The organism is Clostridium septicum (genome assembly GCF_003606265.1).
GTDB lineage: Bacteria > Bacillota > Clostridia > Clostridiales > Clostridiaceae > Clostridium > Clostridium septicum.
Map to the genome: position 1 here is coordinate 870,588 of NZ_CP023671.1, position 14,678 is coordinate 885,265.

Annotated in this window: 13 protein-coding genes; all 13 read right to left on the minus strand. The window is 26.4% G+C overall.

What is annotated here, in order from left to right; all coding sequences use genetic code 11:
• Window positions 1–149: 149 nt before the first annotated feature.
• The 13 genes from CP523_RS03840 to CP523_RS03900 all read right to left on the minus strand — a co-directional run bounded on the left by CP523_RS03840 (window position 150) and on the right by CP523_RS03900 (window position 14,639).
• The gene (locus CP523_RS03840) at window positions 150–2,060 is read right to left on the minus strand and encodes a sigma-54-dependent Fis family transcriptional regulator (protein WP_066675488.1); all 1,911 of its coding nucleotides are present in this window, start codon (window positions 2,058–2,060) and stop codon (window positions 150–152) included.
• A gap of 121 nt (window positions 2,061–2,181) precedes the next feature.
• Window positions 2,182–2,652: an SsrA-binding protein SmpB gene (gene smpB / locus CP523_RS03845; protein WP_066675490.1), complete on the minus strand. Its 471-nt coding sequence runs from the start codon at window positions 2,650–2,652 to the stop codon at window positions 2,182–2,184.
• Between the two features lie 78 nt (window positions 2,653–2,730).
• On the minus strand, window positions 2,731–4,956 hold the full coding sequence (gene rnr / locus CP523_RS03850; RefSeq protein WP_066675496.1) for a ribonuclease R: 2,226 nt from the start codon (window positions 4,954–4,956) through the stop codon (window positions 2,731–2,733).
• A 222-nt stretch (window positions 4,957–5,178) separates the two neighbouring features.
• A complete protein-coding gene (locus CP523_RS03855) occupies window positions 5,179–5,556 on the minus strand; it encodes a PH domain-containing protein (protein ID WP_066675498.1) in 378 nt (125 codons plus the stop codon).
• A 74-nt stretch (window positions 5,557–5,630) separates the two neighbouring features.
• Window positions 5,631–5,861 carry a preprotein translocase subunit SecG gene (gene secG / locus CP523_RS03860; RefSeq protein ID WP_066675499.1) on the minus strand — a complete coding sequence of 77 codons (231 nt, stop codon included), beginning with the start codon at window positions 5,859–5,861 and terminating at the stop codon, window positions 5,631–5,633.
• Window positions 5,862–6,161: 300 nt separating this feature from the next.
• A complete protein-coding gene (gene eno / locus CP523_RS03865) occupies window positions 6,162–7,457 on the minus strand; it encodes a phosphopyruvate hydratase (RefSeq protein ID WP_066675500.1) in 1,296 nt (431 codons plus the stop codon).
• Between the two features lie 183 nt (window positions 7,458–7,640).
• Window positions 7,641–8,306: an ABC transporter ATP-binding protein gene (locus CP523_RS03870; protein ID WP_066675501.1), complete on the minus strand. Its 666-nt coding sequence runs from the start codon at window positions 8,304–8,306 to the stop codon at window positions 7,641–7,643.
• Complete coding sequence (locus CP523_RS03875) at window positions 8,303–9,616, minus strand: ABC transporter permease (RefSeq protein WP_066675504.1); 1,314 nt, start codon at window positions 9,614–9,616, stop codon at window positions 8,303–8,305. The genes CP523_RS03870 and CP523_RS03875 overlap by 4 nt, the downstream gene beginning before the upstream one ends.
• Window positions 9,617–9,620: 4 nt before the next feature.
• Window positions 9,621–10,712: an FtsX-like permease family protein gene (locus CP523_RS03880; RefSeq protein WP_128499645.1), complete on the minus strand. Its 1,092-nt coding sequence runs from the start codon at window positions 10,710–10,712 to the stop codon at window positions 9,621–9,623.
• 595 nt (window positions 10,713–11,307) lie between these two features.
• A complete protein-coding gene (locus CP523_RS03885; RefSeq protein WP_066677279.1) occupies window positions 11,308–11,499 on the minus strand; it encodes a hypothetical protein in 192 nt (63 codons plus the stop codon).
• A 14-nt stretch (window positions 11,500–11,513) separates the two neighbouring features.
• Entirely contained in the window at window positions 11,514–12,743 is a 1,230-nt protein-coding gene (locus tag CP523_RS03890; RefSeq protein ID WP_120140379.1) for an IS91 family transposase, read from the minus strand.
• 130 nt (window positions 12,744–12,873) lie between these two features.
• A complete protein-coding gene (locus CP523_RS03895) occupies window positions 12,874–13,464 on the minus strand; it encodes a serine/threonine-protein kinase (protein WP_066675508.1) in 591 nt (196 codons plus the stop codon).
• Window positions 13,465–13,592: 128 nt separating this feature from the next.
• A complete protein-coding gene (locus tag CP523_RS03900) occupies window positions 13,593–14,639 on the minus strand; it encodes a LacI family DNA-binding transcriptional regulator (protein ID WP_066675509.1) in 1,047 nt (348 codons plus the stop codon).
• Window positions 14,640–14,678: the final 39 nt, after the last annotated feature.

Genomic DNA, 14,678 nt, shown 5'->3' on the forward strand with positions numbered 1-14,678 from the left:
GCAATTACCGTGCCAATTTGTTATTTTTTTGTCAACCCTTTATTTTCAAGGTTTTCTAATAAGATAAAATTTTCAAAAAATAAATATGTCCTAAAATAATACACTATTATTTTTATATGTGTACTATTTTAGGACATTGTCTTATTTTATTACAGTTTTATATCATATTTTTTAGCCTTTAGATATAACGTATTTCTACTTATACCTAAAACTTTAGCAATCTTAGTCATATTATGATTATAAATTTTTATAGCTTTTTCTATGGTATCTTTCTCAAGTGTCGATAAATTAAGACTTTTTTCTATATCTTTGTTACTTTTTTCATTAACTATTTCTTTATGATATATAATTTCTTCTGTTTTTTCTTTTCTTTCATCATTATCTTCCCATAAATCAAAAGAAAGGTTTCCATCTAAATTAACTATGTTTTCAATATAATTTTCTAATTGTCTTATATTTCCTGGCCAGTTATAAGATAATAAACTATTATATAACTCCTTATTTATGTCTGGCATTTCTTTATTTAGTTTAAATGATTTAACTCTTAGAAAGTATTCTATAAGTTTCTCTAAATCTCCCTTTCTCTCTCTAAGAGGAGGTAATTTTATTGGAATAACACATAATCTATAATATAAATCTTCTCTAAATCTTCCTTTTTTAACTTCTTTTTTAAGATTTTTATTAGTTGCTGCAATTACCCTAACATCAATTGGTATTTCATCACTTCCTCCAAGTCTTGTAACTCTTCCCTCTTGAAGGACTCTCAATAAATTTACTTGCATATCAAGAGGCATCTCCCCTATTTCATCTAAAAATAAAGTTCCTCCATTTGCAACTTCAAATTTTCCTGGTTTTCCACCTTTTTTTCCACCAGTAAATGTTCCATCTTCATAGCCAAATAATTCACTTTCTATTATGTTAACAGGAATTGCTCCACAATTTATAGCTACAAATTTATTCTTTCTTCTTAAACTATAATTGTGCATAGATTGTGCTAAAACCTCTTTTCCTGTTCCACTTTCACCTTCAATAAGAACTGTTGATGGACTATTAGAAATTATTTTGCTATTTGTAATTACATTTGTAATGGCAGCACTTTCTCCAATAATATCATTAAAAGTAAAAAACGCTCCTGTTGCATCATTTACATCTTCTTCTTCTTTCTCCTTGCTCATTGTAACAACTACACCAATAACTTTACCCTTATGTCTAATTCCCTTAAAAGTAAACTTAGTTTTATATTTACTTGTATGTTTAAACTTAATTTCTTTTATAATTATTTTATCATCCTCTTCTAATTGTTCTAATATATTTCCAAGGTCTGATACTATATGAGCTATATTTTCATTTATTAAATCTTCTTTATCTTTATTTAATACATTGGATGCAACTTTATTTATATTGACTATTTTTCCCTCTACATCAACAATAATTATACCTTTATCCACATTATCTATAACACTTTCCATGTAATTATATGTTTGATTTAGAATGCCATTTATTTTACGTTTATCTAATTCATTTTCAATTGCTTTAACCCCAAATATAACTAATCCTAATGTATGCGGATGTTTTAAACTACAATTTCCTGTTAAATTTAATGTTCCTATAATTTCTCCTTTGGAATTATGTATTGGAGCTGCTGAACAAGTTAAATTTTGAAATATTTCTATATAATGCTCTTTAGCTGTTATTTGAACACACTTGTCTTCTTTTATTGCAGTTCCCATTGCATTAGTACCTATATTTTGTTCATTCATATAAGCACCAACTTTTACATTAAGCTTATTTAATTCATTGGTTATCTCTTTTTCTCCTCTAATATATAAGATACATCCTTCATTATCAGTTAAAACTATAATAAAATCCTTATCTTGAACTGCTGAAAAAACCATATCTATATATGGTATAGATACTTCTATTAATTCTTTGTGCTTAGTTAAAACTCCCTCTAAGTTTTCTCCAACTAATATTTTTTTAGAGTGACTTGAGCTTTTTTCTACCCCATAGCTTTCGCTTCTTTTGTGAGATTTTTCAATTAATAATCTTCTTTCTTCCATAGGCCACATCCTCTTTTTACTGAATTAATATTCTAATAACATTTTACCTTTTTATATGCTTTTTTTCCATATAAAAAGCATGTAGCTTTTATAAAACTACATGCTTTACTTAATTTCATATTTAATATCTGTTAGAATTTTTCATTTGTCTTTCTATATCTCTTTTATGAGCCTTTTCTAGCATTGAATCTCTCTTATCATAATTTTTCTTACCTCTACATAATCCAAGTGCTACTTTTACTTTTCCTTCTTTTAAATATAATGATAAAGGTATTAATGTGTATCCTTGTTGTGAAACTAAACCTGCAAATCTTGATATTTGCTCCTTATGAAGTAAAAGCTTTCTTTCTCTTAATGGATCTACATTGAATATATTTCCTTGTTCGTAATGACTTATATGCATATTCTTAATAAATATTTCTCCATTATCTATATCAGCATAGCAATCTTTTAAATTACATTTTCCTGCCCTAATTGATTTTACTTCTGTCCCAACTAAAGCAATTCCAGCTTCCATAGTTTCCTCAACAAAATAATCATGTCTAGCTTTTCTATTATCTGCTAGTGTATTGCTATTTTTCTTTCTTACCATTTTCTCTCACCACGCAATTTTTATCCTATTATTAATAATTCTAGTATATCATAATCTAAAGTAGCTACGCCATGATTTTTATTTTTCATCCATTATTTCTTCAGAAAAATTTGTTTTCATATCAGCTTTTACCTCAGGTAATTTTTCTACTAATTCTTTAGTTGCTTTTATTTCTTCTTTTGTATCCTCAACTTCCACTAAATCAAAATAAACTTCTCTATTTTCTATATCAACCCTACTACATTTAACCTTAACTTCATCACCTAATTTATAAACTTTCTTTCTTCTTTCACCTATTAAACAAAGATGAGCTTCATCATAAATATAATAATCGTCATCTAAAGCTGTTATATGAATTAGTCCTTCTATTGTATTTGGTAATTCTACAAATAAACCAAATGAAGTTACAGATGAAATTATTCCTTGGAATTCTTCACCTAATCTATCTAACATATATTCAGCTTTCTTTAAATCATCAACTTCTCTTTCTGCTTCTTGAGCTAGTCTTTCCATCTCTGATGATTGTTTAGATGCTATCTCAACAATGTTGGTTAATCTAGTACTTCTCTTATCATCTATTTTACCATTTATATGCTCTTTTATTATTCTGTGTATTTGAAGATCTGGATATCTTCTTATTGGTGATGTAAAGTGACAATAGTATTTAGCCGCAAGTCCAAAGTGACCTACACATTCAGGTGAATACTTAGCTTTCATAAGAGATCTTAATAGCAACGTATTTACTACTGTTTCTTCTTTTTTACCTCTTACTTTCTCAAGTAAATCCTGTAAAGCTCTTGGATGAGTTTCTTGACCCCATCTTACAACATATCCTAAGTTATAAACGAACTCTTTAAATTTTTCTAACTTCTCTTCATCTGGATCTTCATGAATTCTATATACAAATGGAGTATTAGTCCAGAACATATGCTCAGCTATTGTTTCATTACAAACTAACATAAACTCTTCTATTATTCTATTTGCTATTGCTCTATCATATGGCTTTATATCTATTGGTTTGCCTTGCTCATTTAATATTATTTTTGATTCTTCAAACTCAAAGTCTATAGCTCCTCTTTTCATTCTTTTTCCTCTAAGAATTGTGCAAAGCTCTTCCATAGCCTTAAAGTCGTCGACTAAATAATCATATTTCTTTATAAGCTCTTCATCATTATCTCTTAATATCTTAGTTACATCTGTATAAGTCATTCTTTCACTTGTTCTAATTACTGTTTCTTCTATTTCATGTGCTAAAACTTTTCCATTTCTATCTATAGTCATAAAACAACTTAAAGCTAACCTATCAACCTTTGGATTTAATGAACATATTCCATTAGATAATTTTTTAGGTAACATTGGTATAACCCTATCAATTAAATAAACTGAAGTACCTCTCTTTAATGCTTCTTTATCTAAAGGATTTTTTTCTCTAACATAATGAGTTACATCTGCAATATGAACTCCTAATCTAAATCTATCTTCATCTAACCTTTCAATAGATACTGCATCATCTAAATCCTTAGCATCTTCACCATCTATTGTAACCATTCTTAAGTTTCTAATATCTTTTCTTCTTTTATATTCCTTTTCGTCAATTTCCTCGGAAATATTTTCAGCATAGTCTAATACTTTGGCTGAAAACTCTTCTGGTAATCCATATTTCTTTATTATTGTAAGAATATCTAAGCCTTTTTCTCCTTTTTGACCTAAAACTTCTTTAATTATACCTTCTGGACTTCTTCTTTTCTCCGGCCATTTAGTTACTTCACAAATAACAACATCACCATTTTTAGCATTTAGTTTATCCTTTTTTGAAATAAATATATCTTGATTTAATCTTGTGTCCTCTGGAACAACAAATCCAAAGTTACGGCTATCTTCATAAATCCCTATAACTTTAGTATTTGCTCTTTCTAAAACTTCACTAACTTCGCCTTCTCTTTTCTTTCCATTTAAATCATCTCTTGTTATTTGAACAATAACCTTATCATTATTCATAGCTCCGTTCATACATGAGCTAGGAATAAATACATCTTTTTCCCCTTCAACCTCTGGTATTAAAAATCCAAATCCTTTTTGATGGACTTGAATCTTTCCTGTTATTAGTCCTAATCTTTCTGGAAGGGCAAACTTATCTTTTTTAGTTCTAACTATTAATCCTTCCTTTTCCATAGACTTTAATGCTTTTTTAAATGGTTTATACTCGTCAGGATTTATATCAAATACAGCAACTAATTCTTGAATATCCATAGGTCTATAAGCTTCTTCTCTCATAAAGCTTATTAACGTTTGTTTTATTCCCATATATTTAAGTTCCTCCGTAAAATTATTTTCTATTTTAAGTGTATCCATAATTTTCTTATCATACACTATAATAGTACCATACACAATATATTTTATACAATTAGTTAGAATAATATATACATTAGTGTATCTTTTATTGCTTTTATTTCTTTTATTATCTAAATTTAATATTAATTTTAGATAATAAAAAAAATGATATCAAATTTATATCATTTTTTAATCTTATCTTAAACAATATTCGGCTAATACTGCTTGAAGCTCATATATATTTAAACTACTATTAAATTGTTTTTCTATTGGTAAGTCTGTTCCTGATATCCAAATTTTTAATTCTGCATCTAAATCAAAATGTCCTGATGTCTCTATCTTAAAATGTGTTATAGCTCTATAAGGTATTGAATGATATTCTGTCTTTTTTCCTGTTACGCCCTGCTTATCTACTAATATTAGTCTTTTATTAGTGAAGATAAACATATCCCTTATTAACTTATAAGCTTTTTCTATATTTTCAGAAGGTGCTAATATTTTTACATATTCTTTTTTTAAATCTTCAATTTTTACCTCTGAAGCATTTCCCATAATTCCATTAAATAATCCCATAAACTATCTCCTTTTATATTTTATTTTTCTTACAAATAAAGCTACCATAATATATTATAGTAGCCTTGTAAGTCTTATATTAAATTTAACGCTATAGTATTTATAGCAAAAGCTGCTGCTGATATAATTGTTAATTTCACAAGCATTGCTTCTTTAGTTCTTGCTTTATTTTTTGAGAAAAATGTTTCAGTCTTACTTCCTTGGATTAAACCACTTAATGCATCAGCTTTACTTGGTTGTAATAATACTGATACTATAATTAATAATCCTAGAACAGCTTCTAGTATGAATAGAAAATTCTTCATAATTACACCTCCCACGATATCTTCAAAACAGTCGTATTTACGTAAAGCTATCATAACATATTAACTGTTAAAAAACAAGTGAATATTGTAAATTTAAGGGAATACATAAGAGTTAATCCTTTAATTCACTATTTGTTTATATTTATAAAACAAATAGTATTTTCTAATTTAATTTCTCTAATTTTTTAATAAAAATAAATAAGAAATAGTCGTAATTTAGCACATAACACTTACTAAGGATTTTAATTACTTATTAAAGTATTATGTGCCTTATTTTAACTACTTCTTAATTTATGATTATTACTTTTTAATATTAAAGAAAGCTTTTCTTCCTCTATATTCTGCTACATCATCTAATTCTTCTTCTATTCTTAGTAATTGATTATACTTAGCAACTCTTTCTGATCTTGCTGGTGCACCGGTCTTAATTTGACCTGCATTAACTGCAACAACTAAATCAGCTATAGTAGTATCTTCTGTTTCTCCAGATCTATGAGATATAACTGCTGTATATCCTGCTCTATTAGCCATTTCTATTGCATTTAATGTTTCTGTTAAAGTACCTATTTGATTTAGTTTTATAAGAATTGAGTTACCAACTCCCATATCTATTCCTCTTTCTAATCTTTCTGTATTAGTTACAAAAAGGTCATCACCAACTAACTGAACTTTCTTTCCTAATCTTTCAGTAATTAACTTCCAACCTTCCCAGTCTTCTTCAGCCATACCATCTTCTATAGATATAATTGGATATTTATTTACCCAATCTTCAAGGAAATCAACCATTTCAGCAGCTGTTAAAGTTTTGCCTTCATTTTCAAGAACATACTTTCCATCTTTATAATATTCTGATGAAGCTGCATCAATAGCTATAAACATATCTTCACCGGCTTTATATCCAGCTTTTTCTATTGCTTCTAAAATAACTTCTATTGCTTCTGCATTTGATTTTAAATTTGGTGCGAATCCTCCTTCATCACCTATTCCTGTTGAATATCCTTTATCATTAAGGATTTTCTTTAATGTATGATAAACTTCAGCACACATTCTTAATGCTTCACTAAAGCAACAAGCTCCTACTGGCATAACCATAAATTCTTGTAAATCAACTGAATTATCTGCATGTGATCCACCATTTATTATATTCATCATAGGCACTGGTAAAACTTTGGCATTTACTCCACCTACATATTGATATAAAGGCATTCCTAATGAATTTGCTGCTGCATTAGCAACTGCTAATGAAACTCCTAAAATAGCGTTAGCTCCTAATTTACCTTTGTTGTTAGTTCCATCTAATTCTATAAGCATTTTATCTATGTATGTTTGATCATATACATTGCATCCTATTAACTCTTCTGCAATTGTATCATTAACATTTTGAACTGCTTTTAATACTCCTTTTCCCATAAATTTATCTTTATCACCATCTCTTAACTCAACAGCTTCATACATACCTGTTGAAGCTCCTGATGGTACAGCCGCTCTTCCCATAGTTCCATCTTCAAGATAAACCTCTACTTCTACTGTCGGGAAACATCTAGAATCGATAATTTGTCTGGCTACCACATCTACTATTTCACAATAATCTTTCATTACTTTTCCTCCTTTATATTTAAGTATTTAAATCAATACTTTTTTATTATCTTCAAAGTTTACTAATAATATTTTAGTAATTCTTTCCTACTTTATTTATTGTGACCTAGGAAAAGTAATTTATTCATTTCAGTTTAATAAAAAAAGATAAAACTAATATGAGTTTTATCTTTTTCCTATAAGTTAAGATGCCAAAATTTTCCCATCTCTCATCTCAATTATCTTATTTGCACAACTAGCTACATTTTTATCATGAGTAACTAGAATTATTGTTTTATTATATTTTTCATTTAACATCTTTAGTATTTGTGTAATTACTATACTATTTGATTGATCTAACGCACCTGTTGGTTCATCTGCTAATATAACATTAGATTCTTGCACTAATGCTCTTGCAATAGCAACTCTTTGTTGCTGACCTCCTGATAGTGTGTATATTTTACGTTCTTTCAATTCTAATATTCCCAAATCATCCATATATTCATTTATTTTTTTGTAATCAACTTTTCTTTTTCCACTAAACTCTAATGGTAATATAATATTTTGAATTACATTTAGTTCTTTTATTAAAGAAAAGTTTTGAAATATAAAAGAAAATTCTCTATTTCTTATAAATGCTAATTGTTTTTCTGTTTTATCACTAATATTATTATTTTTAAAGATATACTCACCTTTACTTTGGGTATCAAGACATCCTAATATATTTAGTAAAGTACTTTTCCCGCACCCTGAAGGTCCCATTATGCTAATAAAATCTCCATTATGTATTTTCAAATTAATATTATCTAGTGCCTTTGTAATAGACTCTTTTTCTCCATAAATTTTAGATATATTTTTTAATTCAATCATTCTCTACCATCCTTTAATAAATCAATAGGTCTATATTTTTTAATTTTTACAATTGGAACTATAAAGGAAATACCTATTATAATCATATATACTAATGATCCATATACTATATATTCAATCTTTATTTCATTTACAAAGAATAAATATACAGATTTTCTTATTACTACATACAATATTCCACCTAATATTAATGCAATAATAGAAATTTGTAGTATTCTTCTGAAAAATATATTTAATATATCCTTAGTTGTGGCCCCTATTGAATATAATATTCCTATATTATATTTAAACTTTTGAATTGTATAATTAATTATTGTTGAAACTACAAGCACTGAAAGGATTCCAAAAATAAATAATATCAGAGTATTAAATGAAATTTCATAATTGAATCTTTCTAAAAATGTATCTATATCACTTTTCATAGACAATAATTCTACAGATAAACCATTATTTAAAAGTCTTTTATTCAATTCATCTATGGCTTGGTCTAATTCCTGTTCTGGCCTTACCTTTAAAATTATACTTGGTATTATTTTAGATAGATCATAAATTAATACAGTATCCTTATTACTAATATCCTCATCTTTTTTCATTGATAAGTTCATTTTAATAGCTCTTTCTAATCCTTCTTGATTATATGCACATACTATTGAACTATTTAATCCCTCTATTCCATATGCAGGTTTACCTGTCATAGAAAATATAAATTTATCTTTTTCGATAAAGCCCTTAACTTTAAAACTTTTCTTAATTTTCTCATTTTCAATTATATCCCCTATTTTATAGATCCCCTTAAAATCACTTCCTAGTAATACAGGAATATTTATACTACCTTTTTCAAAATCTACATTTTCAAACCCTTCTCCATCTATATAGTCTTTTATATAATCAATATAATAATCCTTATTAATAGAAAAAACTTTTAAAATTTCAACATCTCCATTTGACTTTAAATCCTTTATTTTTGGTTTTTTTATATTCACAATATCTATTGGATATATTTTTAAATTATTAAAATATATTTTATCTATTATATCCTTTTGATTATTAAAAAAACTATATATATTTCTTTCTAACTTAAAATCTAAATCTTCCTTAATAATAAGTTTTTCATTATCTGCTATTTCACTAAAACTTGTAAATATTCCTTTATCAAGTGGATAATTTTTTTCATAAGTCTTTAATATATCCTTTTTAAAGTTTATTTGTGCTATAGTTGAAAATATAAAATATACAGTACAACTACATATTATGGATATTAATAGGAGTTCTATAGGTTTCATCTTTATTACACTAAATCTATTTTTCATTCTTTTAACTCCTTAATAAATTACTTATTTTCATTTTAGAAAACTTTTTCAACAATATTACACTCATTAAAATAATAATTAATATTAATATTAATATTAATATTGATTGAAAAATCACATATATATTTATACTTATTTCTAATGTAGTTATATATTTCATTACTATATTTAATAATCCATATGATAATACCGAAGCAATAATTATAGAAATAGTAAGCATTTGTATTAAATTTTTAAATACAAATATAAATATATCATTTCCATTAGCTCCTAATGCTTTTCTTATTGAAATATTTTTGCTAATTTTCATAAACCATAATAAAACAAAAGTAATACTACAAACTATTGAAAAAATTATAGCTACACTTAAGTCAGTTAGTATATTTTTTTGTAATCTAAAAGCTTTTACAATAGGCTTATTTAATTTTTTATAATCAATATTTATATCACTTATTTCATCTTTAAAAATATTATTAATTTTATCTATAATTTCCTTATTAGTTTCTTTGTCCACTTCTATAATATAACTATCAGATTCTTCACCATTAAATGCCTTATTATAAGTTCTACTAGGCATAAATATATATATAGAATATTTACTGTCACTTTTTCTTCCAATTAGTCCTTTAACTTCATATTTCTCATTATGTATATCTATATAAGTTTTCTCATTCTTTTTATAAGTGTCCTTTTCTAGGTATTTACCTATAACCACAATCTTTTCTTCAGAATTTATTTCTTCTTCATTTAAATATTCACCTGAATATAATGGTATTATTTCACTTAAATCAGTATCATGTATTCCTTTTATATAATTAATATTTTTTATATCTCTTTTATATATTTCATCTTGATTTAAATAATATATTTTACCTTCATTTAGTTTATCGTAGAAACTATTACTATTAATTTTATGCTTCATTTTTATATTTAAACTTACTTTTTTATTCCAATATATATTTGTATCATTAAAAAAATCAAAATTAGTTTTAAATAATGATAGTGCAATAAATAATGAAATTAATGAAACAGTAAATCCCAATACTATTGGAAAATCAAATGTTTGTCTATCAAAAACCATTGCATTTCTCTTCATACTTTACCTTTCAAAAATAGAAAACATACCTAAGACATGTTTCTTATTATAAATATTATTTCATATTAATTGTTATGCGTTTCTAAATTTTACCGCTATTGTTACTTAAATTCGTATATTTACTAGTGGCTTTTCCCCATTGTAACTTCTTATATTTAAGTATTAAATTTAATTAATTACTAAAAGATTTAATTTACACCCATAAATTCTTAAATTTATTTTAAACTGTTCTATAGTTTTTACAATGCCAAACTATTTTTTACATTTTTCAACAGTTTCTTATTTGAACAAGCTTGTTATTTAATATTATATCATTTAGGTTAAAATATTTTTGTAATAATATGTAGATAATTCCAACAGTTTTTAGACACTTTTGTTTAAAAAAATATATTTTTCTACATATTTCAACTAAATTTATATGGTTTTTAAAAAATATTCTAGATTGTCTATTATGTTCATTTTTCTAATAATTTTAATAAAAAACTTTATATCTATAAAAAAGTGGCTTTCGCCACGCTCCCTTCGGGAATTTAATTTTAAGTACCTTAAGAAGCATAGAACCGATATCTGTTCTATGCTATATTTTTCCTATTAATTAATACTTTATTCCATATACTCCAGTATACTCTTTAGGCCTCATTACTCCTCCGCACTTTTCACATGAAAAGCATGGTGGTTCATCAACATTGCTTTGATCCATTTCATCAAAATATTCAACTACTTCTTTAGGAATATTTTCTTTAGCTCCGCAAATAGTACAAATATATAATATTTCCTCTGTTTTCATCTTACTTCCTCCAACTAAGTTGTTTTCGGAATTATTTTACCACTTAATATACGTTTAGTAATAGCATAATTTTCTATAGCCTTTTCTAATTTTTCTTCATTCTCTTCTATAATCTTAATTCTCAGCCGTTCCCTCATGGACCCATATTTAGGATATACAATATCATGAAATCTCATTTTATTACCACAGTTAGGACATTTACACGGATTTACACCACTTATTGCCAGTATTCTATTCTCCCAAGTTGCTATAGATCTTCTTATACTTAATATCTTTTCATCTATCATTTTTATAAAATTAAATTTTCCTTTGCTTCTTCTAGAATAAATTCCAAAGTATCTTATCATTTTAAAATTTTTCTCTGGAATATGTCTTATTATTCTTTTTATGAACTCATATACATGTACAGTTTCAACTATGACCTTATTATCTTCATGTCTAGTATATTTATAAGTCACATTTTCACCATCATATTTAAGAATCCTTGATTCCGCTATCGCAGGACGTCCCACATATCTCCCTACATATTTTGCTGCTGTCTTCGCTGATTTTATCTCAGTTTTAGCATGAACATAAAAACCTTTATCTTTCTCTTTATATAGTTTATTTTTTAGTAATTTAATTTCTTTTGTATTTCCATTTATATAAGTTATTTCATCTAACAAAACCTTTTGCCATCTTTTTCTTAATGATTCATAAGATATGTGCCTTATATGCCTCCATTCTGTTATATTTCCTCTCCCTCCTTCTGTAACCATCATATGTACATGAGGATTCCACTTTAAATCTCTTCCAAATGTATGTATTACAGTTACTATACCTGGTGTGAATTCCTCCTTTCTATTTAAACTATGCATCCAACTCGTAACAGCTCTCGCTGCGCACTTCGGCAATATCTTAAGTCTTTGTCTATCCAGTCCAAAGAATTCTCTTAATTCTTTTGGTATAGTAAAAACTATATGTCTATGCCTAACATTTATTAAATTTCCCAACATATTATCAATCCAATTATCCGTATAAATCTTTCCACATGAAGTACAAAATCTACTTTTACATGTAAATCCGATTCTCTTTGTAGTATTACAATTATTACACTTCAATTCAATAAATCCATACTTTGTATCTTTACACTTTAAAACTTTTTCTACTTCCTTTTTAACATTAGGTCTAATCTTATTTTTATATAACTTTTCAAACTCTTTCCAATGGTCTTCTAATATTCTTTTTATCTTACCTTTTTTCATCTGTTAAACCTCTAATTTATAATTAATTAATCTAACATATTTGAAGGCTAAAAGCTAGATAATATCTAACTTTCAGCCTTCAAAATTTTTATACTTTCCTGTACATTAAAAAAGACACCTTCAGGTGCCTTTATTCACGTTCATTATCGTAAAAGTATTTATTTATTCTTGTTTCCCACTCTTGTCCTATTTTTTTATCTATAGCTTTGATATTTTCCAAGAACTCATCTAGACAATCTATTTTTTTAAAACCCTTCATTAAGTGCCTTGGATAAGTTACTTTCTTTGTATAGCATTGCTTTGGATCTATAACCCTTACTGTTTCATCATCTAAAACGTAAATATCTCTACATCTTGCATCTAATTTTGTAAATCTTAAATGTTTAAATTCTTTAATTAAATCAAATAAATTTTTACATAGTTTATAACTTAAACCATTCTTTTTTATATAATGATCTAATCTTTCTCCGCCGATTTTTTCTCTTACAATATAATGGTTGCCTACTGAATAAACATTGGGGAAAAATTTTGACTTACTTACTCTCTTTAATACTCTACCTTCATCCATACAGCATTTAGATTGTTGAAAAATCTTTATAGCTCTATTTCCTGGTAGCTCATATACAATACCATTATGACCTTCCCCTAAAAACTCAGCGCTTCTAAATAGCTTCTCTGTTTCTTTATCTAAGTTTGCAGAATAGGCATATGTCCTAACCATAATCTACCCCTCACATATAGTCTTATTATTATATACTATTCTAAAGCCCTAATAATATTAACAAATTTTACAATTTAATTTTAAATATAAAAGCTTGAAAAATATTTTGTATTTTTCAAGCCTTTATATTAACTTTGAAATTCCCTATGCTCTAAAGGTTTTTCATTTATATTAGTTGATTCTGCCCAGTTTATACTACATTCAAAAATAGTGGATTCTTCTATATCCCCTTTTTCTTGCAACATATCTATTAAAATACTCGCTGCATATGTTCCTTCCTCATATGTGGGTTGATCTATTGTAGTTACGGAAGGACTAGCATAAAATGTCCAATCCCAATTATCAAATCCTATAATACCAATTTCATTTGGAACATTCCATTTTTCCTTTTTAGATGTCATAAACACCTTTTGAAGTGTTCTACCATTAATTGCGAAAATTAATGTTTTTTTATCTTTATTTATTTTTTCTCTTAGTAATTTAGCTAAATCTTCATAGTTTATATCATTTTCAATTATTAATGTTGAATACTTTGCTCCTAATTCCTTTAATGAATCTTCAAATCCATTTTTTCTTTCCATTCTAGCCATTAATAATTTTGGATCTTCTGTAACAAGTATGAATTCTTCATATCCTTCTTTAAATAATTCTCTAGTAGCTTTGCTTGTTATATCGTAATTATTAGTTTTAACCCATCTACCTTTAAATTCTTTATTAACACTATCTAAAACTACTATTTTCTTACCTCTATCTTGTATAGTTTTTATTAACTTATTAAAATTTAATGTTGGTTGAACTATAAAACCATCAACCCCCATATCTAACATTCTGTCTATATATTTTTTTTCATTATTATACTCAAAATTACTACTTCCTACTAAAATTTGATATCCTTCTTTTCTTGCTACATCATCTATACCCTTAACTATATTATTACTAAAAGGATTTGTTATATCTGCAACAACTACTCCAATTAAATTAGACTTTTTTGACTTTAAGCTTCTTGCCATTATGCTTGGACTATACTTAGTTTCATTAATTGCTTGCTCTATTCTTCTTTTAGTATCTGGAGACATTTTATCAAATTTACCATTTAAATAGAATGATACAGTAGTTTTAGAAGTACTTGCCTTTGTAGCAATATCATTTATTGTTACTTTCTTTCCCTTTCCCATCAGTAAGTGCCTCAACTTTCTAAAATATTTATAAATTGG

Excerpts from the sequence above, each read along its gene's own strand:
- CP523_RS03855 (WP_066675498.1), bottom strand. The coding sequence starts at position 5,556 with ATGGGATTATTTAATGGAATTATGGGAAATGCTTCAGAGGTAAAAATT.
- secG (WP_066675499.1), bottom strand. The coding sequence starts at position 5,861 with ATGAAGAATTTTCTATTCATACTAGAAGCTGTTCTAGGATTATTAATT.
- CP523_RS03900 (WP_066675509.1), bottom strand. The coding sequence starts at position 14,639 with ATGGGAAAGGGAAAGAAAGTAACAATAAATGATATTGCTACAAAGGCA.
- CP523_RS03870 (WP_066675501.1), bottom strand. The coding sequence starts at position 8,306 with ATGATTGAATTAAAAAATATATCTAAAATTTATGGAGAAAAAGAGTCT.
- CP523_RS03875 (WP_066675504.1), bottom strand. The coding sequence starts at position 9,616 with ATGAAAAATAGATTTAGTGTAATAAAGATGAAACCTATAGAACTCCTA.
- CP523_RS03895 (WP_066675508.1), bottom strand. The coding sequence starts at position 13,464 with ATGGTTAGGACATATGCCTATTCTGCAAACTTAGATAAAGAAACAGAG.
- CP523_RS03885 (WP_066677279.1), bottom strand. The coding sequence starts at position 11,499 with ATGAAAACAGAGGAAATATTATATATTTGTACTATTTGCGGAGCTAAA.
- rnr (WP_066675496.1), bottom strand. The coding sequence starts at position 4,956 with ATGGGAATAAAACAAACGTTAATAAGCTTTATGAGAGAAGAAGCTTAT.
- CP523_RS03880 (WP_128499645.1), bottom strand. The coding sequence starts at position 10,712 with ATGAAGAGAAATGCAATGGTTTTTGATAGACAAACATTTGATTTTCCA.
- CP523_RS03840 (WP_066675488.1), bottom strand. The coding sequence starts at position 2,060 with ATGGAAGAAAGAAGATTATTAATTGAAAAATCTCACAAAAGAAGCGAA.
- smpB (WP_066675490.1), bottom strand. The coding sequence starts at position 2,652 with ATGGTAAGAAAGAAAAATAGCAATACACTAGCAGATAATAGAAAAGCT.
- eno (WP_066675500.1), bottom strand. The coding sequence starts at position 7,457 with ATGAAAGATTATTGTGAAATAGTAGATGTGGTAGCCAGACAAATTATC.
- CP523_RS03890 (WP_120140379.1), bottom strand. The coding sequence starts at position 12,743 with ATGAAAAAAGGTAAGATAAAAAGAATATTAGAAGACCATTGGAAAGAG.